The sequence below is a fragment of the Rothia sp. QJM3NY_36 genome (assembly GCF_056173115.1).
This window is the reverse complement of record NZ_CM149658.1, coordinates 1049645-1073179: the sequence shown is the minus strand read 5'-3', so window position 1 is coordinate 1073179 and position 23535 is coordinate 1049645. Positions and strand designations below refer to the sequence as shown.

Below are 23535 nucleotides of genomic sequence, written 5' to 3'. Positions count from 1 at the left end.
CCACTGTACCCGCCCCGCTCCCCCGCCCGCCGTGGCGGGGCTTGCGGTGCGGGCTCCGGGCCTACCATGGGCAGATGACGATGATCACCGAGCTGCGCGCCCACCTGGCCGAGGTTCTCAAGGCCGCCGGACCGGACCGACCCACCCTGTGCGAGGGGTGGCGGACCCGGGACCTGCTGGCCCACCTGCTGCTGCGCGAGACCCGCCCGGATGTCGCGGCCGGGGTCGCGCTGCCGCCGCTGGCCGCGCGCACCGAGCGGCTGACTCGGCAGCTCGGGGACCAGCTGGCCTCCCCCGACGAGTACGCCGACGGCCTGCGCCGCTTCACGGGGGCGCGCACCCCGGCCCGGGCGATCGGCCGGGTGGATGCGGGCATGAACACCATCGAGTACCTGGTGCACCGCGAGGATGTGGTGCGCGGGCAGGAGGAGGGGCGGGCCGAGCTGGCCGCCCTGACTCCGTTCCGCCCCGATGAGCAGGAGCTGATCTGGGGGAAGCTCGGCGGAGTCGGCCTGATCTCGGCCCTGCGCCACCCGGGCGGGCTGCGCCTGGTCGGCACGGACGCCGACGGCGAGCCGGTGTTCGGCGAGCGCGTGCTGCGCCGCCCGGCGCGCGAGTCCCTGCCGGGTCGGGCGGTGCAGGCGGTGGTGCGCGCCCCGGAGAAGGAGCCCGTGACGGTCACCGGCCGGCCCCTGGAGCTGCTGCTGCACCTGTTCGGCCGCAAGGCCGACGTCGAGCTGAGCTGATCCCGGCGGGGTGGGGATCAGCGGACCTCGTGCCCCGCGGCCCGCAGGGCGTCCTTGACCTCGGCGATCGCGTTCTCCGGGCCGAAGTGGAACACCGAGGCCGCCAGTACCGCGTCGGCCCCGGCGTCCACGGCCGGCGGGAAGTCGGCGGGCTGGCCGGCCCCGCCGGAGGCGATCAGCGGGACGTCCACGACGGTGCGCACCGCCCGGATCATCTCCAGGTCGAAGCCGTCCCGGGTGCCGTCGGCGTCCATCGAGTTCAGCAGGATCTCCCCGGCCCCGCGGGAGGCACCCTCCCGGGCCCAGTCCACCGCGTCGATGCCGGTCAGGCGCCGCCCGCCGTGGGTGGTGATCTCGAAGCCCGAGGCCGTGTTCCCGGTGCGCTTGGCGTCCACCGAGAGCACCAGCACCTGATTGCCGAAGCGGCGGGCGATCTCATCGATGATCCCGGGTTCGCGCACGGCCGCGGAGTTCACGGAGCACTTATCCGCCCCGGCCCGCAGCAGCCGATCCACGTCCGCCACGCCCCGGACTCCCCCGCCGACGGTCAGCGGGATGAACACCTGCTCGGCGGTGCGTCCGACGACCTCCCAGGTGGTCTCCCGGTTCCCGGAGGAGGCGGTCACATCCAGGAAGGTCAGCTCATCGGCCCCGGCCCGGTGGTAGCGGGCGGCCAGCTCCACGGGGTCCCCGGCGTCCACCAGGCCCTCGAAGTTCACTCCCTTGACCACCCGCCCGGCGTCCACGTCCAGGCAGGGGATCACACGCACGGCCAGCCCCATCGGCTTCCTCCTCCTGTTCCGGTGTGTGCGGTGCGGCGTCCGGTCAAAGCCGGGCCGCGGCGATCGGGGAGACGAGGATGGCCCGCGCCCCGACCTCGTAGAGCCCGTCCATGATCCGGTTGGTCATGTTCTTGGGCACCATGGCCCGCACCGCGTACCAGCCCTCCCGCTGCAGCGGGGAGACGGTGGGCGCCTCCAGCCCGGGGGTCTGGGCGGTGGCGGCCTGCAGGTGCTCCTCGGCGACGTCGTAGTCCATCAGCACGTACTGCCGGGCCACCAGGACCCCGCGCAGCCGCCGGGAGAGCACCTGCAGGGCGTCCGTGTCCGGGGTGCCGGGGCGACGGATCAGCACGGCCTCGGAGCGCATCACCGGCTCCCCGAAGGGCTCCAGTCCGGCCGCGCGCATGGTGTTGCCGGTCTCCACGACGTCGGCGATCGCATCGGCCACGCCCAGCCGGATCGAGGACTCGATGGCCCCGTCCAGGCGCACCACCTCGGCCTCGATGCCGCGGGCCGTGAGGTGGTCGGTGACCAGCTTCTGGTAGCTGGTCGCGATGCGCTGACCCGCGAGGTCCTCCACGCTGGCGAAGGCCCCGCGGGGCCCGGCGAAGCGGAAGGTGGAGCGGGCGAAGTCCAGGGGCAGGGTCTCCTCCGCCCCGCCCGGGGAGTCCATCAGCAGGTCCCGCCCGGTGATCCCGACGTCCAGGGTCCCGGAGCCGACATACACGGCGATGTCCCGGGGCCGCAGGTAGAAGAATTCGACGTCGTTGGCCTCATCGGCGAGCACCAGCTCGCGGGAGTCCCGACGCTGGAGGTACCCGGCTTCGGTGAGCATGGTCTGGGCGGCCTGGGAGAGGGAGCCCTTGTTGGGCACGGCGATGCGCAGCATCCGTGGGATGTCCTTCCGGGAGGGGCGGGATCAGAGGTAGCGGTAGACGTCGGCGGGGTTCAGCCCGCGGGCGATGAGCATGACCTGCAGGTGGTAGATCAGCTGGGACGCCTCCTCGGCCAGCTCCGCATCCGACTGGTACTCGGCGGCCAGCCACACCTCGGCGGCCTCCTCGACGATCTTCTTCCCGATGCCGTGCACCCCGGAGTCCAGCTCGGCGACGGTGCGGGAGCCCTCGGGGCGGGTGGCGGCCTTCTCGGCCAGTTCGGCGTAGAGCGTCTCGAAATCCTTCACGGTCCCCCAGCCTACCGGCCCGCGCACCGGGTGCGCGGGCCGCAGGCTGAAGCGTCTCACCCATCGGGCGGGGCCGGGACCCCTCCGGAGGGGCTGCGAGGGATCCGGGCGGGCTCAGTCCAGGTCGGCCAGGACCAGGGCGGTGCGCACCGCGGCGTCGGCGGCCTCCGCGCCCTTGTCCTCCCGGGAGCCCTCCAGCCCGGCCCGGTCCCGGGCCTGCTCCTCGTCATCGCAGGTCAGCAGGCCGAAGCCCACGGGGGTTCCGGTCTCCAGGGCCACCCGGGTCAGCCCGTCCGTGGCCGCGGAGCAGACGTAGTCGAAGTGCGGGGTGCCGCCGCGGATGACCACCCCCAGGGCGACGACGGCGTCGTGGGTGCGGGCCAGCCGGGCGGCGACCACCGACAGCTCGAAGGAGCCGGGCACCCGGACCACGGTGGGCTCGGGGACTCCGGCCTTGGCCAGGGTGCGGCGGGCCCCGGCCAGCAGGCCGCCCATGACCTCCTCGTGCCAGCTGGCCGCGACGATCCCGACGCGCAGGGTGCGCGCGCGGGGATCTCTCGGGGTGTTCGGGTCGCGTCGGGGTGCTCCGTGTCCGCTCATCGGGGTGTCCTCTCGGTCGTCATGGTCAGGTCCAGCAGGTGGCCCATGCGCTCCTTCTTGGTGCGCAGGTAGCGGGCGCTGTGCTCCTGCGGGGGGATCTCATCCGGCACCAGCTCGTGCACCGGGATGCCGGCGGCGCGCAGCCCGTCGGCCTTGGCGGGGTTGTTGGTCACCAGCCGGATCCCGGTGTGCAGGCCCAGGGCCCGCAGGATCGCGGCGGCCTCCTCCCAGGTGCGGGCATCGGCCGGGTGGCCCAGGGCCAGGTTGGCCTCCACGGTGTCCAGGCCCGCGTCCTGCAGGGCGTAGGCCCGCAGCTTCTCCCCCAGGCCGATGCCGCGGCCCTCATGCCCGCGCAGGTAGACCAGGGTGCCGCCGCGTGCGGCGAGCATCGCCAGCCCCTGGCGCAGCTGGGGTCCGCAGTCGCAGCGCAGCGAGCCCAGCACGTCCCCGGTCAGGCACTCCGAGTGCAGGCGCACCAGCGGGGCGCCCGGGCCAGTGCGGGGTGTGCCGTCCGGGTGCACGGCGGTGGCGGACAGGTGCTCCACCCCGCCCGCCCCGGGCCAGGCGCGCACCGCGAACAGTCCGTGCTCGGTGGGCACCAGCACCGGCTCGGGCGCGGGAGGCGCGGTCGGGGCGGCGTCGAGGTGGGCGATCAGCTGCTCGATGGAGATCATCGGCAGTCCGTGCTCATCGGCGAAGGCCCGCAGGTCCGGGCTGCGGCGCATCGAGCCGTCCTCGTGCACCACCTCGGCGATCGCTGCGACCTCGGGCAGCCCGGCCAGGCGCATCAGCTCCACCGCGGCCTCGGTATGCCCGGGACGGTCCCGGACCCCGCCGTCCACGGCCCGCAGCGGCAGCACGTGCCCCGGGCGGGTGAGGTCCGCGGGGGTGCTCGCGGGGTCGGCGAGCACCCGCAGGGTGCGGGTCCGGTCCGCGGCGCTGATCCCGGTGGTGATCCCGGCGGCGGCGTCGCAGGTGACAGTGTAGGCGGTGCCCTTGGGGTCTTCGTTGCGCGCGAGCATCGGCGGCAGCCCCAGGGCGTCGGCCCTCGCGGTACTCATCGGGGCGCAGACCACCCCGGAGGTGTGCCGGATCATGAAGCCCAGCCCCGCCGCATCCAGGGTCGCGGCCGCCCCGATCAGGTCGCCCTCGTTCTCCCGGTCCTCATCGTCCACCACGACGACGAGCCCGCCGGTGCGCAGGGCGGACAGGGCCTCCTGGACCCGGTCCAGGCGCACCGGCTCGGCGGCGGCGTCGGGGTCGATCGCCGCGGGGGCGCGGTGCGGTGCGGCGGCCGACCCCGAGGCGACGGGGCGGTCCGGTGCGTCCGCCGCGGGGGTGTCGTCCTCGGGGGCGCTGTCGGCTCCCAGCAGCGCCCGCTCGAACTCCCGCGAGCGCAGCAGGTACTTGGCCACGGCGTCGGTCTCCAGGTTCACCGCATCCCCGATGCGCACGCTCCCGAGGGTCGTGGCGGTGCGGGTCGCGGGGATCAGGCCGACCTCGAACCAGGCGGGGGTGGTGCCGGCGGGGCTGGTGCGGGTCACGGTCAGGGAGACCCCGGCGACGGCGATCGAGCCCTTCTCCGCCAGCTGCGGGGCCAGACGCTCGGGGATGCCGATGCGCAGCACGGTCCAGGCGGGGTGCTCGGTGATCGCCATGACGCTCCCGGTGCCGTCCACGTGGCCCTGCACGATGTGCCCGTCGAAGCGCCCGCCGGCCGGCAGGCAGCGTTCCAGGTTGACCGCATCTCCCGGGGCGAGGCGGCCGATGGTGGTGCGCTGCAGCGTCTCGCCCATGACGTCGGCGAGGAAGACGCCCTCGCCGGCTTCGGGGTCGGGCACGGCGGTCAGGCACACGCCGTCCACGGCCAGGGAGCCGCCGTGCGGCAGGTCGCGGATGAGGTCTCCGGCGCGGAGGCGCAGCCGGGCGGCGTCGCCGGTGCGCTCCAGGGTCTCGACGGTGCCGAGGTGGTCGATGATTCCGGTGAACATGGGGTCCTCTCCGGCGCGTCGTCGGCGGCGCGCCCGTTCTCGAGGGGTGGGGTCTCAGGTGGGTGAGGGGTGGTCAGGGCGCGGGCCGGGGCTGAGGTTCGCAGCGGGTGAGCACGTCGGGGCCGAGGATCTCGACGCCGCGCGCGGCGTCGGAGATGCCGGGTCCGGTGCGGTCGGTGCGCCAGCGCCGGGCCTCGCCCAGCCCGCCCACGCCCAGCGGGCCGATGGCGGGGGCGCCTTCCCCGAGGAGCAGGGGCGCGCGGTACCACCACAGCTCGTCCACGAGGTCCGCGGCGAGGAAGGCGGTGAGCAGGGTGGGCCCACCTTCCAGCAGCACGTGCTCGACGCCGCGCTCGCGCAGCCGCCGCAGGGCCTCGACCGGGTCGCGGGTGTCCAGGCGCAGGGCTCCGCCGTCGCGGGTGAGGGCGGCGGTGTCCGGCAGGGTGCGGCGTCCCATGACCGCCCGCAGCGGCTGATGCGCCAGGGACGCGCCCGTCTCGTCCCGGGCGGTGAGCCGGGGGTCATCGGCCAGGGCGGTGCCGGTGCCCACCAGCACCGCGTCCACCCGGGCGCGCAGCCGGTGGGCGTGGGCGCGGGCCTCGGGCCCGGTGATCCACCGGCTGGTCCCATCGGCCGCGGCGACGAAGCCGTCGGCGGTGCTCGCGGTCTTGGCGGTCACGAAGGGACGGTCCTCGGCGCGGGCGCGGGTCCAGCGGTGGTTCAGCTCCCGCGCCTGCTCGGGCAGCACCCCGGTGATCACCTCGACGCCGGCCGCACACAGGCGGGCCGCTCCCCCGGCGCCGTCCCCGGTGGGATCCGGGGCGCCGATGATCACCCGGGTGACACCGGCGGCGAGGATCGCCTCGGTGCACGGGCCGGTGCGCCCGGTGTGATCGCACGGCTCCAGCGTCACGCACAGGGTCGCCCCGCGCGGGTCGGTTCCGGCGCGCCGAGCCGCGGCCAGCGCGTCCGGCTCGGCGTGGGCGGTGCCGGCCCCGCGGTGGTGGCCCACAGCCAGCACGGTGCCGTCCCGATCCGCGAGCACCGCCCCGACCAGCGGATTGGCCCCACGAGGTCCGCGGGCGGCCTCGGCCAGGGCGAGGCCCATCAGCCGCTCCTCCGCGCTCGACCCGGACGATCGCCCGCTCCCGGCACGGGCGTTCGGTGCCGGGCTCATCGGCGCTCGGTGGAGGACTCGGCGGGGGTCTCGGCTGCGCCGCCGGCCACCTCCACGGTGGGGTCCGGGAAGCGGGTCTCAACTCGCACCCGGTCTGCACGACGTCGGGTGCGCCACCAGACGAAGAAGCCGGTGAGGGTGAAGCAGCCGTAGAAGAGGTACATCAGCCCGGAGGCGTAGTACCCGGCGGAGAACAGCAGGGGCACCCCGACCACGTCCACGGCCACCCAGATCAGCCAGAACTCCACCCAGCCGCGGGCCATGCCCCAGGTGGCCAGCAGGGAGCCGACGAAGATCCAGGCGTCGGACCAGACCGGCTCGTAGGAGCCCAGGGCCCGGAACACCGGGGTCAGGGCGGCGGTGCCGCCGAAGAGCAGGACCACCAGCAGCACCCGCTCCCGGGTGCTGGCCCAGCGCGGGGTGACGGCGGCGCCGTCCTGCCCGCGGGCTGCCCGCCACTGCCACCAGCCGTAGACGGAGACGATGATGAACATGACCTGGCGCCCGGCCTGGCCGAGGATGTTCACGGGATTCGGGGAGCCGAACACGGCGCCGAGGAACACCGTGAACAGCAGCAGGTTGCCGATGATGCCCACCGGCCAGGCCCAGACCTTCCGGCGCATGCCGCCCAGGGCCGAGGCCAGGCCGAAGAGGTTGCCGATCACTTCGCGCCACAGGATGAACCCACCGCCGATGGTGAGCTGGGCGTCGAAGAGCCACCGCAGGAAGTCCATGTTCTCTCCTTCTCGAGGACCGCGGAGGCCCCGGGGAGAACACACGCGCGCCGAGCTGGCGGGTCTTGCGCCGGGTGCGTCGGCGGACGCCCCTGGACGGGACGACGGCGACACCCCGCGCGCACCCCGTTCAACGGGTCGCGGTGGGCTCGTGCACCTTCATCCAGACTGTGACTGTCGGTTCCGGAATTCCACCGGATCAGCCGGGATGGCCCCTGATCTCAGGGCCGTCCCGGTTCGCGGACTCTACCGCCGGTTCGGAGTTTCACCGACCCCCGGAGCACGATTGCGCCACCCACTATGCCACACCCTCCCGAAAGGCGTGCCGCAGGCCACGATGCGGCATCATCCGCGGACACCCGAGGAAACAATCCGTCGCACCGCACCGTTGCACCCAAGAGACCGCCACCTCACCGTCGATCCCGAGGAGCATCCATGAGCCATCACCCCGCCGATTCCGCCCGCAAAGCCGCCGCCGACCACCAGGATTCCCAGGAGCACCCCGACGCCCAGCCGGTGCGCGTGGGCATCACCGGGGCCACGGGACTGATCGGCGGCGGGGTCTCCCGCCTGCTGCAGGAGCGCGGGATCCCCCACCGCCTGCTGGTGCGCCGCCCCGAGGCCGTGCGGCAGCGGGTGGAGGACTCCGAGGGTCTGCTGGAGGCCGCCCGCGGGGACTTCGCCGACCCGGCAGGTCTGCGCGAGGCCATGACCGGGCTGGACACCGTGTTCATGGTCTCGATCACCGAGGCCGCGCACCGGGACGAGCAGCAGATCGACGCCGTCGCGGCCGCCTCCGCCGCCGGGGTGCGCCACCTGGTCTACCTGTCCTTCGCCCACCCGGGCCCGGAGGCCACCTTCACCTTCGCCCGCACCCACGGGATCACCGAGGCCGCGATCCGGGCCACCGGCATGCGCCACACGTTCCTGCGGGACAACTTCTACCTGGACGTGTTCGAGGACTTCGCCGGGCAGGACCGGGTGATCCGGGGGCCCGCCGGGACCGGGCGGGTCGCGGCGGTGGCCCGCACCGACGTCATCGACGCCGCCGCCGCGGTGCTCGCCGATCCGGGCGCCCACGAGGACCGCGCCTACACGCTCACCGGCCCGGAGGCGCTGACCATGACCGAGGCGGCCCGGATCATGTCCGAGGCCACGGGTGAGGACTACCGGTTTCAGGATGAGACCCTCGAGCAGGCCCGGGCCTCCCGCGCCGGATACGGAGCCCCGGAGTGGGAGCTGGAGGCCTGGATCTCCACCTACACCGCGATCGCCGCGGGTGAGCTCGCGGAGGTCACCGACGACGTCGAACGGCTCACTGGGCATCCCCCGCTGAGCCTGGAGCAGGTCATGAGCGGGCGGCGGATCGCCTGAGCGCTGCGATGGCCTCCGCCGGATCCTGCGCGCCGTAGACCGCGGAGCCGGCGACGAACACGTCCGCCCCGGCCTCGGCGGCCCGCGCGATGGTCTCCTCCGTGATCCCGCCGTCCACCTGCAGGGCCACCGGAACCTGCGAGCCGAGCAGGGCCTGCGCCGCCCGGCGGATCTTCGGCAGGGTCACCTCCAGGAAGGCCTGCCCGCCGAAGCCCGGCTCCACGGTCATCACCAGCAGCAGGTCCAGCTCCCCGCCGGCCAGCAGATCCAGGTACGGCTCCACCGGCGTGGCCGGTCGCAGGGCCATCCCGGCCTGCGCCCCGTTCGAACGCAGCTGCCGGGCCAGCTTGATCGGGGCGATCGCGGCCTCGGCGTGGAAGGTCACGGACTCGCAGCCGATCTCCGCGTAGCGCGGGGCCCAGCGGTCCGCGTCCTCGATCATCAGGTGCGCGTCGAAGGGCACCGGGGAGACCTCCCGCAGCCGCTGCACCACCGGCGGACCCCACGTGAGGTTCGGGACGAAGTGGTTGTCCATGACGTCGATGTGCGCGGCGTCGGCGGTGGAGATCGCGGCCAGCTCCTCACCCAGCCGGGCGAAGTCCGCGGAGAGGATGGAGGGGTGGATGCGCAGGTGGGTCACGGCGGGTGCTCCTCGGGTCGTCGATGCCCGGCCCATTCTTCCAGGTCGGGCGGGTCGGCCTCAGCTCCGGCGCAGCAACCGCCCGATCAGACGCGGCGCAGCAGCCGCCGTTGATCAGATGCGGCGCAGCAGCGCCAGGAACATCGCGTCCGTGCCGTGCACGTGCGGCCACAGCTGCACCGTGGAGGCCCGGTCCTGACCCTCGGCCGGGGCGAGGTCCGGGGCCGTGAGCCCCGGGTCCTTCTCCCCGTCCAGGGCGTGCGGCAGGGCCGCGTCGCGGGTGATCGCCGCGGTGTCCAGCAGCTGCACCTGCCCGGTCTCCAGCAGGTCCGCCAGCACGTTCTGCGTCTCCGCGGCGTGCGGGGAGCAGGTCACGTAGGCGATGACCCCGCCGGGGCGGGTCACCTCGATCGCGGCCCGGCCCAGCTGGGTCTGCAGCTCCAGCAGCTCGGCCACGTCCGCGGGCTGCTTGCGCCAGCGCGCCTCGGGACGACGACGCAGCGCCCCCAAGCCGGTGCACGGGGCGTCCACGAGCACGCGGTCGAAGATCTCCCCGGACTCCCCGAAGGCCTCCACGGCCAGGGAGGTCTGCTCCGGCAGCTGCTCGGCATCGGCCAGGGTCTCCCGGATCCGCCGCCCGTCCCCGGTCAGCACCGCATACCGGGCGGGGTCCAGGGGCCGCAGGGAGGTGCGCACCAGCTCGGCCCGGTGCGGGGCCGACTCGTTGGCCACCAGCTCCGCGCCGCGCTGCTGGGCCAGGGCCCCCAGCAGCGCGGCCTTCCCGCCGGGACCGGCGCACAGGTCCAGCCAGCGCCCGTCCTCCCCCTCCAGGGGTGCGGCGGCCAGGGCGCGGGCCACCAGCTGGGAGCCGACGTCCTGGGCGCGCACTGTCCCCTCCCGCACGGTCTCCAGGCGGCCGATGTCCCCGTGCCGGTAGGTCGCGGCCCCCGGCACCAGGGTGCTCGCCTCGGCGCCGCTGCGCTCGGCCTCCTCCAGGGACCCCAGCCCGGGCAGGGCCACCAGGTGCACCACGGGGGCCGCGTTGTCCGCGGCCAGCAGCTGCTCGATCTCGGTGGGCACCCGGCCGTGGGCGGCCAGGGCCTGGCGCAGGGCCCGCACGATCCACACCGGGTGGGACCGCTCCAGGGCCAGCCGGCGGGTCTCATCCGTGAGATCCGCGGTCAGCTCGGTGAGCCACTGCTCCCGGGTCCTCTCGCTGACCCGGCGCAGCGCGGCGTTGACCATCCCGGCCGGGCCCGCCCCGACGACGGCGCGGGTCAGACCCACGGTCTCGTTGATCGCGGCGTGGGCGGCGGTGCGCATGCCCAGCAGCTGGTGGGCGCCCAGGCGCAGCACGGTCAGCACCTTCGCGTCCAGGCGCGCCAGGGGCCGGTCCACGCACCGGGAGAGGATCGCATCGTAGAGCCCCTGCTCGCGCAGGGTGCCGTAGGTCAGCTCCGTGGCCCAGGCGGCGTCGCGCTGATCCAAGCGGTGGCGCCGGATGGCCCGGGGCAGCACGAGGTTGGCGTAGGCGTCCTCGGTCTGCACGGCCTGCAGGGTCTCGAAGGCGACCAGGCGCGCCGGGTCCCCGGTGCGACGCCGCTGGCTGGGGGCGGTGCGGGAGAAGTCCCGCTGCGGGCCTGCCCCGCGGTGGCGCTGGCGCCCCTTGGCGTTGCGCCGCTCCCCCGGGCGGGCCTGCCCACCGCGTCCGGGCCCGGAGCCCGCGTTCCCGCCGCGTCCGCGGCCCTGCTGTGCACTCATGCGAACTCCACGCTCCCCTCATCCAGCCGTGCGGATCCGCGCGCCCAGTCGGGCGCGGCCATCATCTTCCTGCCCGCGGGCTGGATCCTGCCCAGCCGCAGATCCCCGTCCCCGGCGCTGACCAGCACGTCCCGGCCCTCCAGGCGCACGGTGCCGGGGCGGTGCCCCGACGAGGCGCCGACAGGCACGAGTCCCGCGACCTTGACCCGCTGTCCCTCCAGCGTGGTCCACGCCCCGGGCTCCGGGGTGGTGCCGCGCACCAGGGCGGCCACCTGCTCGGCCGGGGCCTGCCAGTCGATGCGGGCCTGCTCGGCGGTGAGCTTGGCCGCGGTGATGGGCTCCCCCTCCTGCGGGGTGAGGCGGTCGGTGCCCTCGGCGATCTCCCCGAGGGTGCGCGCCAGCAGCGGCCCGCCCGCCGCGGAGAGCCGCTCGAGCATGGTCCCGGCGTCGTCCTCCGGGCCCACCGGCTCGGTGAGGCGGTGGTAGACGGGACCGGTGTCCAGGCCCCGCTCGATCCGGAAGGTGCAGGCGGTCAGCTCCCGCTCCCCGGCCATCAGGGCCCGCTGCACCGGGGCGGCCCCGCGCCAGCGCGGCAGGTCCGAGTAGTGCAGGTTGATCCACCCCTTCGGCACGGCCTCCAGGGCGCGCTCAGGCAGGATCGCCCCGTAGGCGACCACGGCCGCGGCCTCGGGGGCCAGGGCGGTCACCGCGGCGTGCGCGGCGTCGTCGTAGCGGTTGGCCCGGATCACCGGCAGGCCCAGCTCCTCGGCGCGGGCGGCCACCGGGGATGGGGTGAGCACGCGCTTGCGCCCCACCGGGGCATCCTCCCGGGTGAGCACCCCCACGACCTCGATCCGCCCGGTGGCATCGGCCAGCAGGGCCTCCAGGGGGGCGACGGCAGTGGCCGGGGTTCCGGCGTAGAGCACGCGCATCAGCGGCCACCCCCGAAGGAGGCGCCGGGTGCGACGGAGGCCCCGGCCCCGAAGGCGGAGGAGACCCGGCCGGAGCGCTGGCCGGTGACCGCCTGGGAGCGGTTCCAGAAGTCCCGGTCCCGCAGCTGGCGCATGATCCGGCGGCGGTCCTCCCCGCGCACCCGATCCACGTAGAGGGTGCCGTCCAGGTGGTCGGTCTCGTGCTGCAGGCACCGGGCCAGCAGTCCCTCCCCGGCCACGTCCACGGGTCGCCCGTGCACGTCGGTGCCGGTGACCCGCGCCCAGCGGGCCCGCGGGGTCTCGGCGGACAGCCCCGGCACGGACAGGCAGCCCTCCCCGCCCTCCTGGGGGTCCTCGGAGACCTCCAGGACGGGGTTCAGCACGTGCCCGACGGGACCGCCCGGGCCCTCCAGGCCCCAGACGAACAAGCGCAGCTCCACGCCGACCTGCGGGGCGGCCAGGCCGACCCCGCCGACGTCGAACATGGTCTCGAGCATGTCCTCGATGAGCTTGGCCAGCTCGGCGTCGGGGGTCCCGACGGGGCGGCAGGCGGTGCGCAGCACGGGATCTCCGATGGTGCGCACGGGGAGGATGGTCATGAGGCCCTCCTGGTGGTCGTGGGATCGGCGGTCTCGGGTGACGGCGTCGCGGCGGGCTCCCGGCGCGGCGGGGGCACGACGGCCATCAGCGGCGGCAGGGCGGCCTCGCGGGTCAGTTGGGCGAGCTCGTGGTGGTGCTGCCACACGCGGCGCAGCGCGCAGAAGGAGCGCCAGTGGTGGCGCAGCAGCTCCGGGTTGGCCTGCTGGGCCCGGACCTCGGTCTCCCCCAGGGCCACCCCCAGCAGCACCGGCGCGTCGCCGTAGGCCCACGGCTCCCAGGTGCCGGCGGCGGGATCCACCAGGGACTCCTCGGCCTTGACCCCGGCCACCAGCTGCATGATGACCTTCTCGTCCAGGGGCTTGACGCGGCCCTTGCGGTCGGTGCCCTTGGTCTTGTAATCGATGATGCACACCCGCCCGCCGATCCGGGCGACCAGATCCAGGGTCCCGGCGTAGCCGACGGTCCGGTTCCACACGGTGATCTCCGGGGCCAGCGGCTCCGGGCGGTAGGCCTCCCACCATTCGTCGAAGCGATCAGCCCAGGCGGTCTCCTGATGCAGCATCAGCGCCTCCCGGGCGCCGTCGACGTCGTGCTCCCGGCCCATGGCCCGCAGGGCGACGGCCTCGCAGTAGGCGTGCACGCGATCCCCGCGGGCGGCGGCCTGGTCCCGGTAGCGCTCGGCGGCCAGGGCGGCGTCGCGGATGACGGCGTGGCGCAGCCCCGCCGAGCGCCCGGCGCGCAGTGCCCGGTCATCCTCCAGCACGGCCTTGGCCGCCATGTACCCGTGCCAGCCGCCCAGGTCCGTGGCCTGCTGGCCGATGACCGTGGTGATCGAGGGGACCTCGGGCTCGCCGCCGTCCGCGCGGGCGTACATGCGACCGTGCTCGGTCTGCGTGGCGAGCCGGGGCTGGGTCATGGAAGGGGTGCTCCTGGGCAGGGGACGGAAGGGTCGCCGCCGGATGGCGCGGCACGCACCGGGCGCGACGCCGGGCAGCGTGAACGGAAAAGGCCCCCGCCGGAATCGGTTCCGGCGGGGGCCTTCGCGGCTCCGGCGGGGAGCCTGTTCGTGCGCGATGCTGGGTTCGAACCAGCGACCTCTTCGGTGTGAACGAAGCGCGCTACCACTGCGCCAATCGCGCTCGGCACTCCCAGAACTATACACACCGGGTCGAGGGCCCGCAAATCCGGAGATCCCCTTCTTCACATGGCGTATCCCACAGTGAGGCGTCGGCGGTCAGGGCCCCTGACCGCGGCCCGTCGAGGCGGCGCGATCCGCGGAATTCCGGGGCGGACGCGGGGTTCGACCGGCGCCGGGGCCTCGATTTTGCATCTCCGCGCCGGGTGTGTAGAGTATTCACCTGTCAGCGCGACGGACTCCCCCGGAGGACGGCGAGCCGCACGAATATGAGCGGCAGGCAGACATGCGGTTGTAGCTCAGTTGGTAGAGCACCACCTTGCCAAGGTGGATGTCGCGAGTTCAAGTCTCGTCAACCGCTCGGATACCGCTCCGCTTCGCGTGGAGCACGGACCCCTAAGTCCCCGACCGGACGATGGTGAGGTGGTCGAGTGGTTAGGCAGCGGCCTGCAAAGCCGTGTACGCGGGTTCGAATCCCGTCCTCACCTCGCAGATCATGACGCTGTTCATGCTTCTCGCGCGATTGGCGCAGCGGTAGCGCGCTTCCCTGACACGGAAGAGGTCACTGGTTCGATCCCAGTATCGCGCACGTTTCAAGGAGAAAGCCCCGGATCCCCTCCAGGATCCGGGGCTTTCTCCGTCTCCGCGCCCGCTGGCCTCCCCCGGCGCACTCCTCGCGTGGCCACCCCTCACGAGTTGCCCGTGCTGCTCCGGCGTCCGCCTCAGATCAGGCCCGCCACGCCCCGGACCACGGCCAGCACGGCACCGGCCCCGGCCAGCAGCAGGGACAGCGTGCGCGCCGCCGACGCCGCGATGACCCTGCCCAGCCGGGCGCCCAGCGGCAGCCCGACCAGGACGGCCGCGGCGATCCCGAGGAACAGCCACGCGGAGGGCAGATGCGCCGGGTGGGCCGCCCCGAGGAGCAGCTTCGCCCCCACGGAGGTCACGGCCAGGCTCATGAACAGCGGCTGCGTGGTCGCGGCGTAGGCCCGCTGATCCCAGCCGGTGATCCGCGCGAACAGCACGACGGCGGGGGCCGCCACCCCGGCGGTGACGTTGAGCAGCCCCGCCGCGATTCCAGCGGCGACCCCCGCCCCGGGGCCGCGCCTCCTGCGCGGGGCCGCCGAGGTGAGGATCACCGCCATCGCCAGCAGCACGACCCCGCCGACCACCACCTGGAGCACGGCGGCCGGCAGGGCTCGGACCAGCAGCGCCCCGGGCACCGTGCCCACCAGGGACCACGCAAACAGGCGGGCCCAGGTGGCCCAGTCCGCCTCCCGGCGCATCGCCACGGTCAGCATCGTCGCGGAGACGAAGGTGGTCATGTTCGTCAGCAGCACCCCGTCCGCCCCGCCCAGCAGCAGCGCGAACACGGGGGCGACCAGCAGGCCCACCCCGGTGCCGCAGATGCGCTGCAGCACGGTGCCCACCAGCACGGCGGGCAGCACCAGCCAGGCCACGGATCCGACCCGAGCCGCTCAAGCGGTCCCGGGGGTGCCGCCCTCGCGGGCCAGTGCCGTGAGGCGGGAGACCGCCCGGTAGTACTTCTTCTGGTAGCCCCCGGCCATCATCTCCTCGGTGAAGACCCGGTCGAAGGGCACCCCGGAGGAGACGATCGGCAGGTCCTTGTCGTAGAGGCGATCGGCCAGGACCACGAAGCGCAGGGCCACCGCCTGGGCCGTGATGGTCTGCACCCCGCGCCAGGCGATCCCATCCAGCCCGTCGATCATCTGCCGGTAGCGGCTGGGATGGACCTGGGACAGGTGCTCGATCAGGGCGGAGAAGTCGTCCACGGCCACCGTCTGCTCCGGCTCGAAGGCCGCGGCGACGGCGTCGTCGAACCCGGCTGCCTCCACCGGCTGGGGCGCTTCGGGCAGGCCGCGGTGCCGGTAGTCCTCGCCGTCGATGCGGATGACCTCGAACTGGTCCGCCAGCACCTGGATCTCCCGCTGGAAGTCCGCGGCGGCGAAGCGGCCCTCCCCGAGGGATCCGGGCAGGGTGTTGGAGGTCGCGGCCAGCTTCACCCCGGCGTCGGACAGCTCCCGCATCAGCCGGGACATCAGGACGGTGTCCCCGGGGTCGTCCAGCTCGAACTCGTCGATGCACACCAGGGTGTAGCCGCTGAGCGCCTCGACGGTCTTGCGGAAGGTCAGGGCCCCCACCAGGTTGGTGTACTCCACGAAGGTGCCGAAGGCCGCGGGCCCCGGCACGGCCTGGAACAGGGAGGCCAGCAGGTGGGTCTTGCCGACGCCGAAGCCGCCGTCCAGGTAGATCCCGGCCTTGCCGGCCGCACCCTTGCCGCCGCGCCTGAACAGCTTCCCGAACAGCCCCCCGCCCCCACCGCCGCCGCGGCCGACGCCGCGGGCGAAGTCGCGCAGGGCCTGGACCGCGGCGGCCTGCGAGGGCTGGTCGGGGTCCGGGATGTAGGTGTCGAAGGAGACCTCGCCGAAGCGCTCGGAGGGCCGGAAGCCCTCCAGAAGCTGCTCGGCGGAGACGCGGGGGCGGCGGTCGGTCAGGTGGACGGTCTCAGGCACCGGACTCCTCGGGGGACGGGGGATGGCTGCGGATAGGGGCGGGCGCGCCGCGGGTGTGCGGATCGCCACGCCGAGTCTATCCCCTGCCCGTGCCTACAGTGGTGCCGACGGCGTCCGGACCGGACCCGTTCCCGCGGGATCGGTCCGGGCCCGGCACTGCGCATCCAGAGCATCGTCCCCGATTCCGGGAGAAAGGCAGCGGTTCCCATGGCCAAGAAGAAGCAACAGCACGGGGCGACGGCGGCGGTGCGCGCCCTGACCGAGGCGGGGGTGGCGTTCACCGAGCTGCCCTACGAGCACGAGGAGGGCGCGGGCTTCGGCGCGGAGGCCGCGGCCAAGCTGGGCCGGGACCCGGGCCAGGTGTACAAGACCCTGATGATCACCCACGACGGCCAGTTCGCCCTCGGGGTGGTGCCCGTGGCGGGGAAGCTGGACATGAAGGCGGCCGCGGTGGCGATGGGCTGGAAGTCCGCGAGCATGGCGGATCCGGCGGTGGCGCAGAAGCGCAGCGGATACGTGGTCGGCGGGATCTCGCCGCTGGGCCAGAAGACCCCGGTCACGGTGCTGCTGGACTCAGGGGCCCAGGCCTTCGAGACCGTGCTGGTCTCCGGGGGCAAGCGCGGCTTCGACGTTGAGCTGGCCCCGGCGGACCTGCTGGCGGTCACCGGCGGGCGCTACGCGCCCATCGCCCAGGGCTGAGCCGCGCCCCTCACCCCAGCTGGGCCGGCAGCCACTCCAGGACGGCGGCCTCCCAGCGGGCCGGGTCCACGTTCCACTCCTTGGTGTGCCGAGCCTTCTGGAACGGCACGAGCGTGACCCGCGGGCTGCGCTCGGCCAGCTCCATCGACGCCGAAGCCGGCACATACTCGTCGTCCACGGAGTGCAGGATCAGCGTCGGCACGCGCAGCTCGGCGCTGCGGGTGACCCAGTCCAGATCCGTCAGCCGGATGGGGTGGTCCAGCCCCGTCATGAGGGTGGCCCGCTGGGCGCTGAGCAGATCGGCCACCAGCTGGCCCAGGCGCAGGGGCAGGCGGTACTGCCGGGTGTGGAAGCGGATCAGCTCGAACCAGTCCACCACCGGCCCGTCCAGGACCAGCGCCCGGATCCGCTCGGCGTCCGGGGACTTGTCCGCGGTCTGCAGCACGATCGCCCCGCCCATGGACCAGCCGAACAGCACGAGGTCCCGGGCCCCGTGGGCCAGGGCGTATTCGACGGCCACCTGCACGTCCTGCCACTCCGTGAAGCCCAGGCCGTAGCGGCCGTCGGCGGAGGCCGGGGCGTCGGAGTCGTTGCGGTAGGTCACGTGCAGGCTGGTCAGGCCCAGCCGCTGGGTGGTGGCCAGAGCACGCAGGGTCTCCTGACGGCTGGCCCCGCGCCCGTGCACCATGATCGCCCAGGTCTGCCCGGAGGAGCCGGCGGGGGCGGGGACCAGCCAGGCCGGGGCCTCCCCGACCGGCAGGTCCAGGGTCACCTCCTCTAACGGGTACCCGGCGTCGGCCGGATCCCGCCAGATGGCCCCGGACCAGCGGACCTTCTTCGCCGCCCCGAGATCCCCCGACTCCACGTGCTCCACGGCCCGCACCACCGTGCCCAGCTTGGGCGAGTAGGAGAGGATCTCCCCGAGACGGGCCTGCGAGCGCCCGCCGTCGAAGGAGATCTGGTACCGCCCGGGGACCAGGGTCTCCGCGTTCGCCGGCAGCGTGACGCTGGTGGGTGTTCTGCCCTCCTCCGGGTCGGGGGTGTCGAAGCCGACGCCGAGGATCGGCAGCACCTCGCTGCTGGTCGGCGTCGGCGGGGTCACGGCCATGCGGGCGTAGTAGCCGGCGATGCCGGCCGCGGCGGTGGCGCCGAGACCCGTCAGGGCGCCACCGGCGATCAGGCCGGTGCGCAGGCCGGCCCGCCAGGACCGGGAGCCCAGGGCTCGGCGCAGGCCGGTGTGCGGGGTCGACGCGGTGCTCGTCATGGCTCTCCTCTCCCGCCCGCCGGGGACGCGGGCGCGGACTCCCCCATCATCGCCGATCCCGCGGGGAGATCGGTAGGCTGTGCCCATGAGCACAGTACTGGTGGTGACCGAGAAGACCCTCGGCGAGCAGGAGATCGAGAACATCCGCATCGCGGGCGGCGCGGCGGCCGACCCGCGCGGGGACGCGGATCCGGGACGCCCCGCCCCGACGGTGCGCCTGCTGGTCCCGGCCCAGCTGCGCCAGCCGCAGTGGATGGAATTCCTGGACCGTCTCACGCTGTTGCAGTTCAGTGAGGCCGCGGACGTGTTCTCCTCCTCGGAGAAGGGCCCGCAGACCCTGGAGGCCGAGGCCCAGGAGATCCTGGATACCTCCCTCGAGGTGCTGCGCGGCGCGGGACTGACCGCCTCGGGACGCACCAGCACGGGCGACCCGGTGGAGGCCATGGCCGAGGAGATCCGGGATGGCGCCACCCAGGCGCTGATCATCACGGATCCGCACCCGGTGCAGGACACGTTCAACATCGGCTGGTCCAACACCGCGGAGAAGACCCTGGGGGTGCCCGTGCTGCACCTGTACTGGGGCACAGGACATGTGGATGACTGAGCAGCAGAACCAGCAGAACAGCCCCTTCGACCGTCGGGCCCCCGGGCCGCTGGGTGATCCCGGGCGGCGCACGGAGGCGGACTGGCGGGAGATCCTCTCCCCCGAGGAGTACGCTGTGCTGCGCGAGGCCGGCACCGAACGTCCCTTCACGGGCCGCTACTGGGACGAGTTCTCGCCCGGAACCTATTCGTGCCGGGCCTGCGGGGCGCAGCTGTTCTCCGCCCAGACCAAGTTCGACGCCCGCTGCGGCTGGCCGTCCTTCTTCGCGCCCCTGGCCGAGGATCGGGTCCGCTACATCCGGGACTCCTCGCTGGGCATGGAGCGGATCGAGGTGCGCTGCGCGTCCTGCGACTCGCACCTGGGGCACGTCTTCGAGGGCGAGGGGCTGGGCACGCCGACGGATCTTCGCTACTGCATGAACTCGGTGAGCCTGGACTTCACCCCGGAGCAGGCCTGATCCCCACGCGCTGGCGCGCGGGGGCAACTACACTGGGATGGTCATGAGCGAAGCCACCGCCTCCGTCCCCTCCGCCTCCTCCCCCGCGACCCCCGATCCCGGGCAGCTGGGTCTGGATCCCACCCTGAGCATCCCGGAGGTGGTTCCCCTCGACAGCCCGCACGACGGGGTGCCGCGGGTCATCGACACCCCCGAGGGGCTGGCCCGCGCCGCCCGGATGCTGACGGAGGCCACCGGGCCGGTGGCCATCGACACGGAGCGGGCTTCCGGCATCCGCTACGGTCAGCGCCCCTTCCTCGTCCAGCTCAAGCGCGGGGACTCCCCCATCCTGCTCGTGGATCCGGAGGCCTTCCCGGATCTCCTCCCGCTGCAGGAGGCCCTGCGCGGGGTCGAGTGGATCATCCACGCCGCGACCCAGGATCTGCCGAGTCTGCGCCAGGTCGGGATGGCCCCGGATGCGCTGTTCGACACGGAGCTTGCCGGGCGCCTGCTCGGTTACGCGCATGTGGGGCTGGGGGCGATGACGGAGGATCTGCTGGGCTACCACCTGGCCAAGGAGCACTCGGCCGCGGATTGGTCCACCCGCCCCCTGCCGGAGTCCTGGCTGGTCTACGCCGCCCTGGATGTGGAGCTGCTGGCGGATCTGCGCGAGGCCACCATCGCGCAGCTTGATACCCAGGGCAAGCTGGAGTGGGCCCGCCAGGAGTTCGCCCACGAGATCGAGCGGGCCGCCCACCCGGCCCCGGCGAAGGATCCGTGGCGCCGGACCAAGGGGCTGCGTCAGCTGCGCACCCGCCGTCAGCTCACCGCCCTGCGCAACCTGTGGACGGAGCGGGAGAAGCTGGCCGAGGCCAAGGACATCGCCCCCAAGCGCCTGATGAAGGATTCGGTGCTGATCGCGGGGGCCAAGGCCATGCCCCGCTCGGTGCCCGCGCTGGTGCAGATCCCCGGCTTCCACACCAAGCTGATCAAGCGCGAAGCCGTGCGCTGGGTGAGCGCGATCCGGGAGGCCGCCCAGGATCCGGACCCGGTGCCGATGACGGTGCCCTCGGACACCCCGCCGCCGATCAAGGCCTGGGAGCCCAAGCGGCCCCGCTCCCTCGCCCTGCTCACCGCCTCCCGTGCCCGCCTGGCGGAGCTGGCCGAGCAGACCGGCACCCCGGTGGAGAACCTGCTGACCCCGGATCACCTGCGGCGGCTGTGCTGGGACCACGCCCAGGAGGATCCCGGCCAGCTGGGGGCGCAGCTCGAGCAGCTGGGGGCCCGGCCGTGGCAGATCCAGCTGTGCGCGGCGCCGCTGGCCGAGGTCTGGGCGGACACCCCGGCCTAAGGCGGATCGGCCTCCGCGGGGCCCATCCGCGGCGTCATGCGATACCGCCCGTACCGATTACCTCGTGACGCGTCTTACAGCTAGGCTGGTGGGGAATCCGACACAACGAGAGGATGCCCCGTGTCCACCACCCCCACCACGGACCACACCCCCCTGACCGAGCACTGCGGCGACGAGGTCGTCACCCAGGTGCGCCGGGAGATCCTGGATCTGCCCGGAACGGACGGCAAGGTCGCCGTCCTGACCCTGCACAACGACGCCGACAAGCGCCCGGAGACCCTCGGGCCGCGATCCATCGACGCCCTGCTGGAGGCGGTCAGCGAGGTCCGGGAGCTGGCCGAGGAGGGCCGGGTGCAGGCCGTCATGATCGAGGGCACCGCCCCGACCTTCGCCGCCGGGGTGGACCTGTCCCTGGTGCGCGATCTGCGCGGAACCGACGCGCCCCTGGAGATGATCGGGTCCATGGGCCACGAGTTCGTCGAGGCGATCCGCGAGCTGTCCGTGCCGACCCTCGCCCGGGTCACCGGCACCGCCCTGGGCGGCGGCCTGGAGCTGGCCCTGGCCGCGGACTACCGGATCGGGCACCCCGGAACCCGCAACATCGGCCTGCCCGAGATCCGCCTGGGCCTGTTCCCCGGCTGGGCCGGGATCTTCGATCTGCCCCGCCTGATCGGCCCGGAGCAGGCGGTGACCGTGATCTTCGAGAACCCGCTGAACAGCAACCGCACCCTGACATCGGAGCAGGCCCGCGAGGCCGGGATCCTCGACGCCCTGACCGAGGCCGGCGCCGACGACGATGCCGCCCGCCCCGAGGCCCTGGCCTGGTTCGGCGAGGTGGTGACCGGGCGCACCGAGGTGCACCGCCCGGAGGCCGTCGATCCCGACGCCGCCCTGTTCGCCGCGGACACCGGCGCGCAGGATGACCCCGCGCTGCGCAAACGCTGGGAGCAGGCCGTGACCCGGGCCCGCCAGGTGGTGGCCCGCAAGACCGCCGGCGCCTCGGATGCGGCGAACACCGCCCTGGAGCTGTTCGCGGCCGGGCCCCAGCAGACCCGCGCGGACTCCCGGGCCGCGCAGATCGAGGCGATGGGCGAGCTGGTGGCCGGGGATCAGCTGCCCTCGGCCCTGTACGCGATGCTGGATCTGGTCACCCACCGGGCCAAGCACCCCTCGATGGTGCCCCCGAGCACCGAGCCGCGGCGGATCGGCCGGGTCGGCGTCGTCGGCGCGGGGCTGATGGCCTCGCAGCTGGCCCTGCTGTTCCTGACCCGCCTGCAGGTTCCGGTGATGATCTCCGATGTGGAGCGCTCCCGGGTGGATCACGGCCTGGAGACCATCCGCGGGGAGCTGGACAAGCTCGTGGCCAAGGGCCGGCTCAGCGAGGAGCAGGCCGGGCAGCTGGGCGAGCTGGTCTCCGGCACGGTGGACACGTCCGATTACGCCGACTGCGACCTGGTGATTGAGGCCGTGTTCGAGGAGACCTCCGTGAAGAAGGAGGTCTTCGCGAACCTGGAGCGCAGCGTGGGCGAGGACTGCATCCTGGCCACCAACACCTCCTCCCTGCTGGTCTCGGAGATGGTCGAGGACCTGGCGCACCCGGAGCGGGTCATCGGCTTCCACTTCTTCAACCCGGTGGCCGTGATGCCGCTGGTGGAGATCGTGCGCACCGAGCACACCGACGATCAGGCCGTGGCCACCGCCTTCGACCTGGCCCAGCGCCTGGGCAAGGTGGCCGTGGGCGCCCGGGACTCCTCCGGGTTCATCGTCAACCGCATCCTGGGCGTGGTGCTCTCCGAGGTGGGCCGGGACCTGGACGAAGGCGCACCGGCGCAGCGGATCTCCGAGGCCCTGCGGTCCCTGGGCCTGCCCATGGACGCCTTCACCCTGATCGACCTGGTCGGCCTGCCCATCGGGGTGCACCTGCTGGAGTCCCTGCGCACCTACCAGGGTGAGCGCTTCCACGTCTCGGGCAACTTCCGCCGGCTCGCCGAGGAGAAGATCCGGCCCATCGCGGACCGCTCCGGCGGGCTGACCCCGCAGGCCCAGGAGCTGATCGAGGCCGAGGGCGAGGGGAAGGACGCTGAAACGATCCGCACGGACGCCGAAGAAGCCCTGGCCCGGGAGATCACTCGTATGCTGGAGGAAGGCGTGGTCCCGGATCGGGCGGACATCGACCTGGCCATGATCCTCGGCGCCAACTGGCCCTTCTTCAACGGCGGCATCACCCGCTACCTGGACCGGGTGGGCGCCTTCGACCGGATCTGAGGCACCGGCTCCCGCGAGGATTCCGCACGGGGCCTTCCGCACCGTCCCCGGGGCGCCGCGCCGCATACACAGCGACCGCGATGACCCAGCGACGATGAGGAAGGCCCCTGCCATGCCCGCCGAGAACCCCCGCCCCCGCCCCGAGGACGCCGCCGAGAACGCCGCCCGCGCGGAGGCCGCCCCCGGCTGCGCCTGCGGCCACACCGATTCAGCCCCCGCCTGCGGATCCGACGGAGGAGTCCGCACGACCACGCGGCGTCGGGCCCTGGCCGGTGCCGGGGCCGCGGCCGGGGCCGCCGCGCTGCTGGCAGCCTGCGGTGACGGCAAGGACTCCGCGACGGATGCGGAGACCATCGCCGAGCCCCTGGACCTCGCCGGCACCGACGAGGTCCCGGAGGGCGGGTCCGTGCAGAAGGCGAAGGACGGCACGACCGTGCTGCTGACCCAGCCGAGCAAGGGCGAGTTCAAGGCGTTCTCCACCGTGTGCCCGCACCAGGGCTGCACCGTGAACGCCGACGGCGCCCAGCTGACCTGCCCGTGCCACCACTCCGTGTTCTCCATCGAAGACGGCTCCGTGCAGGCCGGGCCCGCCCAGAAGCCGCTGCCCGAGTTCACCGCGCAGGTCAAGAACGGGCGGATCATCGTCAGCAGCTGACCCCCCCCGCGCACAGGGGACGGAGACGACGGCAGGCCTCCCGCCCGGATCGATCCGGGCCGGAGGCCTGCC

General features: G+C 73.7%; 23 protein-coding genes, 4 tRNA genes and 1 riboswitch. Of the genes, 11 read left to right on the top strand and 16 right to left on the bottom strand.

The features are described 5' to 3' along the window. Nucleotides 1-74: 74 nt before the first annotated feature. A complete protein-coding gene (locus AC0VXQ_RS04700; RefSeq protein WP_064725240.1) occupies nt 75-746 on the top strand; it encodes a maleylpyruvate isomerase family mycothiol-dependent enzyme in 672 nt (223 codons plus the stop codon). 17 nt (nt 747-763) lie between these two features. Here AC0VXQ_RS04700 and hisF read toward each other — a convergent pair whose 3' ends face one another. The 7 genes from hisF to pnuC all read right to left on the bottom strand — a co-directional run bounded on the left by hisF (nt 764) and on the right by pnuC (nt 7213). Then, a complete protein-coding gene (gene hisF, locus AC0VXQ_RS04695; RefSeq protein WP_475529290.1) occupies nt 764-1528 on the bottom strand; it encodes an imidazole glycerol phosphate synthase subunit HisF in 765 nt (254 codons plus the stop codon). 43 nt (nt 1529-1571) lie between these two features. Next, entirely contained in the window at nt 1572-2417 is an 846-nt protein-coding gene (hisG, locus tag AC0VXQ_RS04690) for an ATP phosphoribosyltransferase (protein WP_075513890.1), read from the bottom strand. Between the two features lie 30 nt (nt 2418-2447). After that, on the bottom strand, nt 2448-2711 hold the full coding sequence (locus AC0VXQ_RS04685) for a phosphoribosyl-ATP diphosphatase (protein ID WP_064725242.1): 264 nt from the start codon (nt 2709-2711) through the stop codon (nt 2448-2450). Nucleotides 2712-2825: 114 nt separating this feature from the next. After that, on the bottom strand, nt 2826-3311 hold the full coding sequence (gene ribH, locus AC0VXQ_RS04680; protein WP_358293960.1) for a 6,7-dimethyl-8-ribityllumazine synthase: 486 nt from the start codon (nt 3309-3311) through the stop codon (nt 2826-2828). Beyond that, the gene (ribB, locus tag AC0VXQ_RS04675) at nt 3308-5302 is read right to left on the bottom strand and encodes a 3,4-dihydroxy-2-butanone-4-phosphate synthase (RefSeq protein WP_475529286.1); all 1995 of its coding nucleotides are present in this window, start codon (nt 5300-5302) and stop codon (nt 3308-3310) included. Before ribB ends, ribH begins: the two co-directional genes overlap by 4 nt. A gap of 73 nt (nt 5303-5375) precedes the next feature. Continuing rightward, nucleotides 5376-6479 carry a bifunctional diaminohydroxyphosphoribosylaminopyrimidine deaminase/5-amino-6-(5-phosphoribosylamino)uracil reductase RibD gene (gene ribD, locus AC0VXQ_RS04670; RefSeq protein WP_263619084.1) on the bottom strand — a complete coding sequence of 368 codons (1104 nt, stop codon included), beginning with the start codon at nt 6477-6479 and terminating at the stop codon, nt 5376-5378. Further along, on the bottom strand, nt 6476-7213 hold the full coding sequence (pnuC, locus tag AC0VXQ_RS04665) for a nicotinamide riboside transporter PnuC (RefSeq protein ID WP_058730309.1): 738 nt from the start codon (nt 7211-7213) through the stop codon (nt 6476-6478). The genes ribD and pnuC overlap by 4 nt, the downstream gene beginning before the upstream one ends. Before the next feature lie 148 nt (nt 7214-7361). Then, a riboswitch (FMN riboswitch) is annotated at nt 7362-7500 on the bottom strand. A gap of 148 nt (nt 7501-7648) precedes the next feature. On the opposite strand from pnuC, the gene AC0VXQ_RS04660 reads away from it, so the two are divergent. Beyond that, complete coding sequence (locus AC0VXQ_RS04660) at nt 7649-8587, top strand: SDR family oxidoreductase (RefSeq protein WP_100463581.1); 939 nt, start codon at nt 7649-7651, stop codon at nt 8585-8587. Here the strand turns inward: AC0VXQ_RS04660 and rpe are convergent. From rpe to AC0VXQ_RS04630, 6 genes are all read right to left on the bottom strand, one after another. Next, complete coding sequence (rpe, locus tag AC0VXQ_RS04655; RefSeq protein WP_058730310.1) at nt 8562-9263, bottom strand: ribulose-phosphate 3-epimerase; 702 nt, start codon at nt 9261-9263, stop codon at nt 8562-8564. The two genes, AC0VXQ_RS04660 and rpe, sit on opposite strands and share 26 nt — an antisense overlap. Nucleotides 9264-9341: 78 nt before the next feature. After that, nucleotides 9342-10988 carry an RsmB/NOP family class I SAM-dependent RNA methyltransferase gene (locus AC0VXQ_RS04650; protein WP_058730311.1) on the bottom strand — a complete coding sequence of 549 codons (1647 nt, stop codon included), beginning with the start codon at nt 10986-10988 and terminating at the stop codon, nt 9342-9344. Beyond that, nucleotides 10985-11920, bottom strand: coding sequence for a methionyl-tRNA formyltransferase (fmt, locus tag AC0VXQ_RS04645; protein WP_061225466.1), 936 nt, complete (start codon nt 11918-11920; stop codon nt 10985-10987). The genes AC0VXQ_RS04650 and fmt overlap by 4 nt, the downstream gene beginning before the upstream one ends. Continuing rightward, on the bottom strand, nt 11920-12519 hold the full coding sequence (def, locus tag AC0VXQ_RS04640) for a peptide deformylase (RefSeq protein WP_475529280.1): 600 nt from the start codon (nt 12517-12519) through the stop codon (nt 11920-11922). The genes fmt and def overlap by 1 nt, the downstream gene beginning before the upstream one ends. Next, nucleotides 12516-13436: a PD-(D/E)XK nuclease family protein gene (locus AC0VXQ_RS04635; RefSeq protein ID WP_058730314.1), complete on the bottom strand. Its 921-nt coding sequence runs from the start codon at nt 13434-13436 to the stop codon at nt 12516-12518. Before AC0VXQ_RS04635 ends, def begins: the two co-directional genes overlap by 4 nt. 151 nt (nt 13437-13587) lie before the next feature. Beyond that, nucleotides 13588-13659, bottom strand: a tRNA-Val gene (locus AC0VXQ_RS04630). A gap of 284 nt (nt 13660-13943) precedes the next feature. Between AC0VXQ_RS04630 and AC0VXQ_RS04625 the strand changes: the two genes are divergently transcribed. From AC0VXQ_RS04625 to AC0VXQ_RS04615, 3 genes are all read left to right on the top strand, one after another. Further along, a tRNA-Gly gene (locus AC0VXQ_RS04625) sits at nt 13944-14016 on the top strand. A 56-nt stretch (nt 14017-14072) separates the two neighbouring features. After that, nucleotides 14073-14143 (top strand) — tRNA-Cys (locus tag AC0VXQ_RS04620). A 29-nt stretch (nt 14144-14172) separates the two neighbouring features. Next, nucleotides 14173-14244, top strand: a tRNA-Val gene (locus tag AC0VXQ_RS04615). Nucleotides 14245-14377: 133 nt separating this feature from the next. Here AC0VXQ_RS04615 and AC0VXQ_RS04610 read toward each other — a convergent pair. Beyond that, entirely contained in the window at nt 14378-15115 is a 738-nt protein-coding gene (locus tag AC0VXQ_RS04610) for a TSUP family transporter (protein WP_058730315.1), read from the bottom strand. Nucleotides 15116-15133: 18 nt separating this feature from the next. Further along, complete coding sequence (gene zapE, locus AC0VXQ_RS04605; RefSeq protein WP_475529277.1) at nt 15134-16189, bottom strand: cell division protein ZapE; 1056 nt, start codon at nt 16187-16189, stop codon at nt 15134-15136. Nucleotides 16190-16396: 207 nt separating this feature from the next. Here zapE and ybaK point away from each other — a divergent pair, with 207 nt between their 5' ends. Next, nucleotides 16397-16888 carry a Cys-tRNA(Pro) deacylase gene (gene ybaK / locus AC0VXQ_RS04600; protein WP_475529275.1) on the top strand — a complete coding sequence of 164 codons (492 nt, stop codon included), beginning with the start codon at nt 16397-16399 and terminating at the stop codon, nt 16886-16888. Between the two features lie 10 nt (nt 16889-16898). Here ybaK and AC0VXQ_RS04595 read toward each other — a convergent pair whose 3' ends face one another. Next, nucleotides 16899-18152, bottom strand: coding sequence for an alpha/beta hydrolase family protein (locus tag AC0VXQ_RS04595; protein WP_475529273.1), 1254 nt, complete (start codon nt 18150-18152; stop codon nt 16899-16901). 85 nt (nt 18153-18237) lie between these two features. Here AC0VXQ_RS04595 and AC0VXQ_RS04590 point away from each other — a divergent pair, with 85 nt between their 5' ends. From AC0VXQ_RS04590 to AC0VXQ_RS04570, 5 genes are all read left to right on the top strand, one after another. After that, entirely contained in the window at nt 18238-18756 is a 519-nt protein-coding gene (locus AC0VXQ_RS04590; protein WP_100514587.1) for a hypothetical protein, read from the top strand. Beyond that, nucleotides 18749-19213, top strand: coding sequence for a peptide-methionine (R)-S-oxide reductase MsrB (msrB, locus tag AC0VXQ_RS04585; protein WP_081046413.1), 465 nt, complete (start codon nt 18749-18751; stop codon nt 19211-19213). The genes AC0VXQ_RS04590 and msrB overlap by 8 nt, the downstream gene beginning before the upstream one ends. 43 nt (nt 19214-19256) lie before the next feature. Further along, nucleotides 19257-20543 carry a ribonuclease D gene (locus AC0VXQ_RS04580; RefSeq protein ID WP_475529270.1) on the top strand — a complete coding sequence of 429 codons (1287 nt, stop codon included), beginning with the start codon at nt 19257-19259 and terminating at the stop codon, nt 20541-20543. 120 nt (nt 20544-20663) lie between these two features. Continuing rightward, nucleotides 20664-22808, top strand: a complete 2145-nt coding sequence (locus AC0VXQ_RS04575) for a 3-hydroxyacyl-CoA dehydrogenase NAD-binding domain-containing protein (protein ID WP_475529268.1) — start codon at nt 20664-20666, stop codon at nt 22806-22808. A 112-nt stretch (nt 22809-22920) separates the two neighbouring features. Beyond that, on the top strand, nt 22921-23463 hold the full coding sequence (locus AC0VXQ_RS04570) for a Rieske (2Fe-2S) protein (RefSeq protein ID WP_081101581.1): 543 nt from the start codon (nt 22921-22923) through the stop codon (nt 23461-23463). Nucleotides 23464-23535: the final 72 nt, after the last annotated feature.

Bases quoted from the DNA above. Each gene is read 5' to 3' on its own strand.
- AC0VXQ_RS04700 (WP_064725240.1), top strand. From the start codon at position 75: ATGACGATGATCACCGAGCTGCGCGCCCACCTGGCCGAGGTTCTCAAG.
- hisF (WP_475529290.1), bottom strand. From the start codon at position 1,528: ATGGGGCTGGCCGTGCGTGTGATCCCCTGCCTGGACGTGGACGCCGGG.
- hisG (WP_075513890.1), bottom strand. From the start codon at position 2,417: ATGCTGCGCATCGCCGTGCCCAACAAGGGCTCCCTCTCCCAGGCCGCC.
- ribH (WP_358293960.1), bottom strand. From the start codon at position 3,311: ATGAGCGGACACGGAGCACCCCGACGCGACCCGAACACCCCGAGAGAT.
- ribB (WP_475529286.1), bottom strand. From the start codon at position 5,302: ATGTTCACCGGAATCATCGACCACCTCGGCACCGTCGAGACCCTGGAG.
- ribD (WP_263619084.1), bottom strand. From the start codon at position 6,479: ATGAGCCCGGCACCGAACGCCCGTGCCGGGAGCGGGCGATCGTCCGGG.
- pnuC (WP_058730309.1), bottom strand. From the start codon at position 7,213: ATGGACTTCCTGCGGTGGCTCTTCGACGCCCAGCTCACCATCGGCGGT.
- AC0VXQ_RS04660 (WP_100463581.1), top strand. From the start codon at position 7,649: ATGAGCCATCACCCCGCCGATTCCGCCCGCAAAGCCGCCGCCGACCAC.
- rpe (WP_058730310.1), bottom strand. From the start codon at position 9,263: ATGGGCCGGGCATCGACGACCCGAGGAGCACCCGCCGTGACCCACCTG.
- AC0VXQ_RS04650 (WP_058730311.1), bottom strand. From the start codon at position 10,988: ATGAGTGCACAGCAGGGCCGCGGACGCGGCGGGAACGCGGGCTCCGGG.
- fmt (WP_061225466.1), bottom strand. From the start codon at position 11,920: ATGCGCGTGCTCTACGCCGGAACCCCGGCCACTGCCGTCGCCCCCCTG.
- def (WP_475529280.1), bottom strand. From the start codon at position 12,519: ATGACCATCCTCCCCGTGCGCACCATCGGAGATCCCGTGCTGCGCACC.
- AC0VXQ_RS04635 (WP_058730314.1), bottom strand. From the start codon at position 13,436: ATGACCCAGCCCCGGCTCGCCACGCAGACCGAGCACGGTCGCATGTAC.
- ybaK (WP_475529275.1), top strand. From the start codon at position 16,397: ATGGCCAAGAAGAAGCAACAGCACGGGGCGACGGCGGCGGTGCGCGCC.
- AC0VXQ_RS04595 (WP_475529273.1), bottom strand. From the start codon at position 18,152: ATGACGAGCACCGCGTCGACCCCGCACACCGGCCTGCGCCGAGCCCTG.
- AC0VXQ_RS04590 (WP_100514587.1), top strand. From the start codon at position 18,238: ATGAGCACAGTACTGGTGGTGACCGAGAAGACCCTCGGCGAGCAGGAG.
- msrB (WP_081046413.1), top strand. From the start codon at position 18,749: ATGACTGAGCAGCAGAACCAGCAGAACAGCCCCTTCGACCGTCGGGCC.
- AC0VXQ_RS04580 (WP_475529270.1), top strand. From the start codon at position 19,257: ATGAGCGAAGCCACCGCCTCCGTCCCCTCCGCCTCCTCCCCCGCGACC.
- AC0VXQ_RS04570 (WP_081101581.1), top strand. From the start codon at position 22,921: ATGCCCGCCGAGAACCCCCGCCCCCGCCCCGAGGACGCCGCCGAGAAC.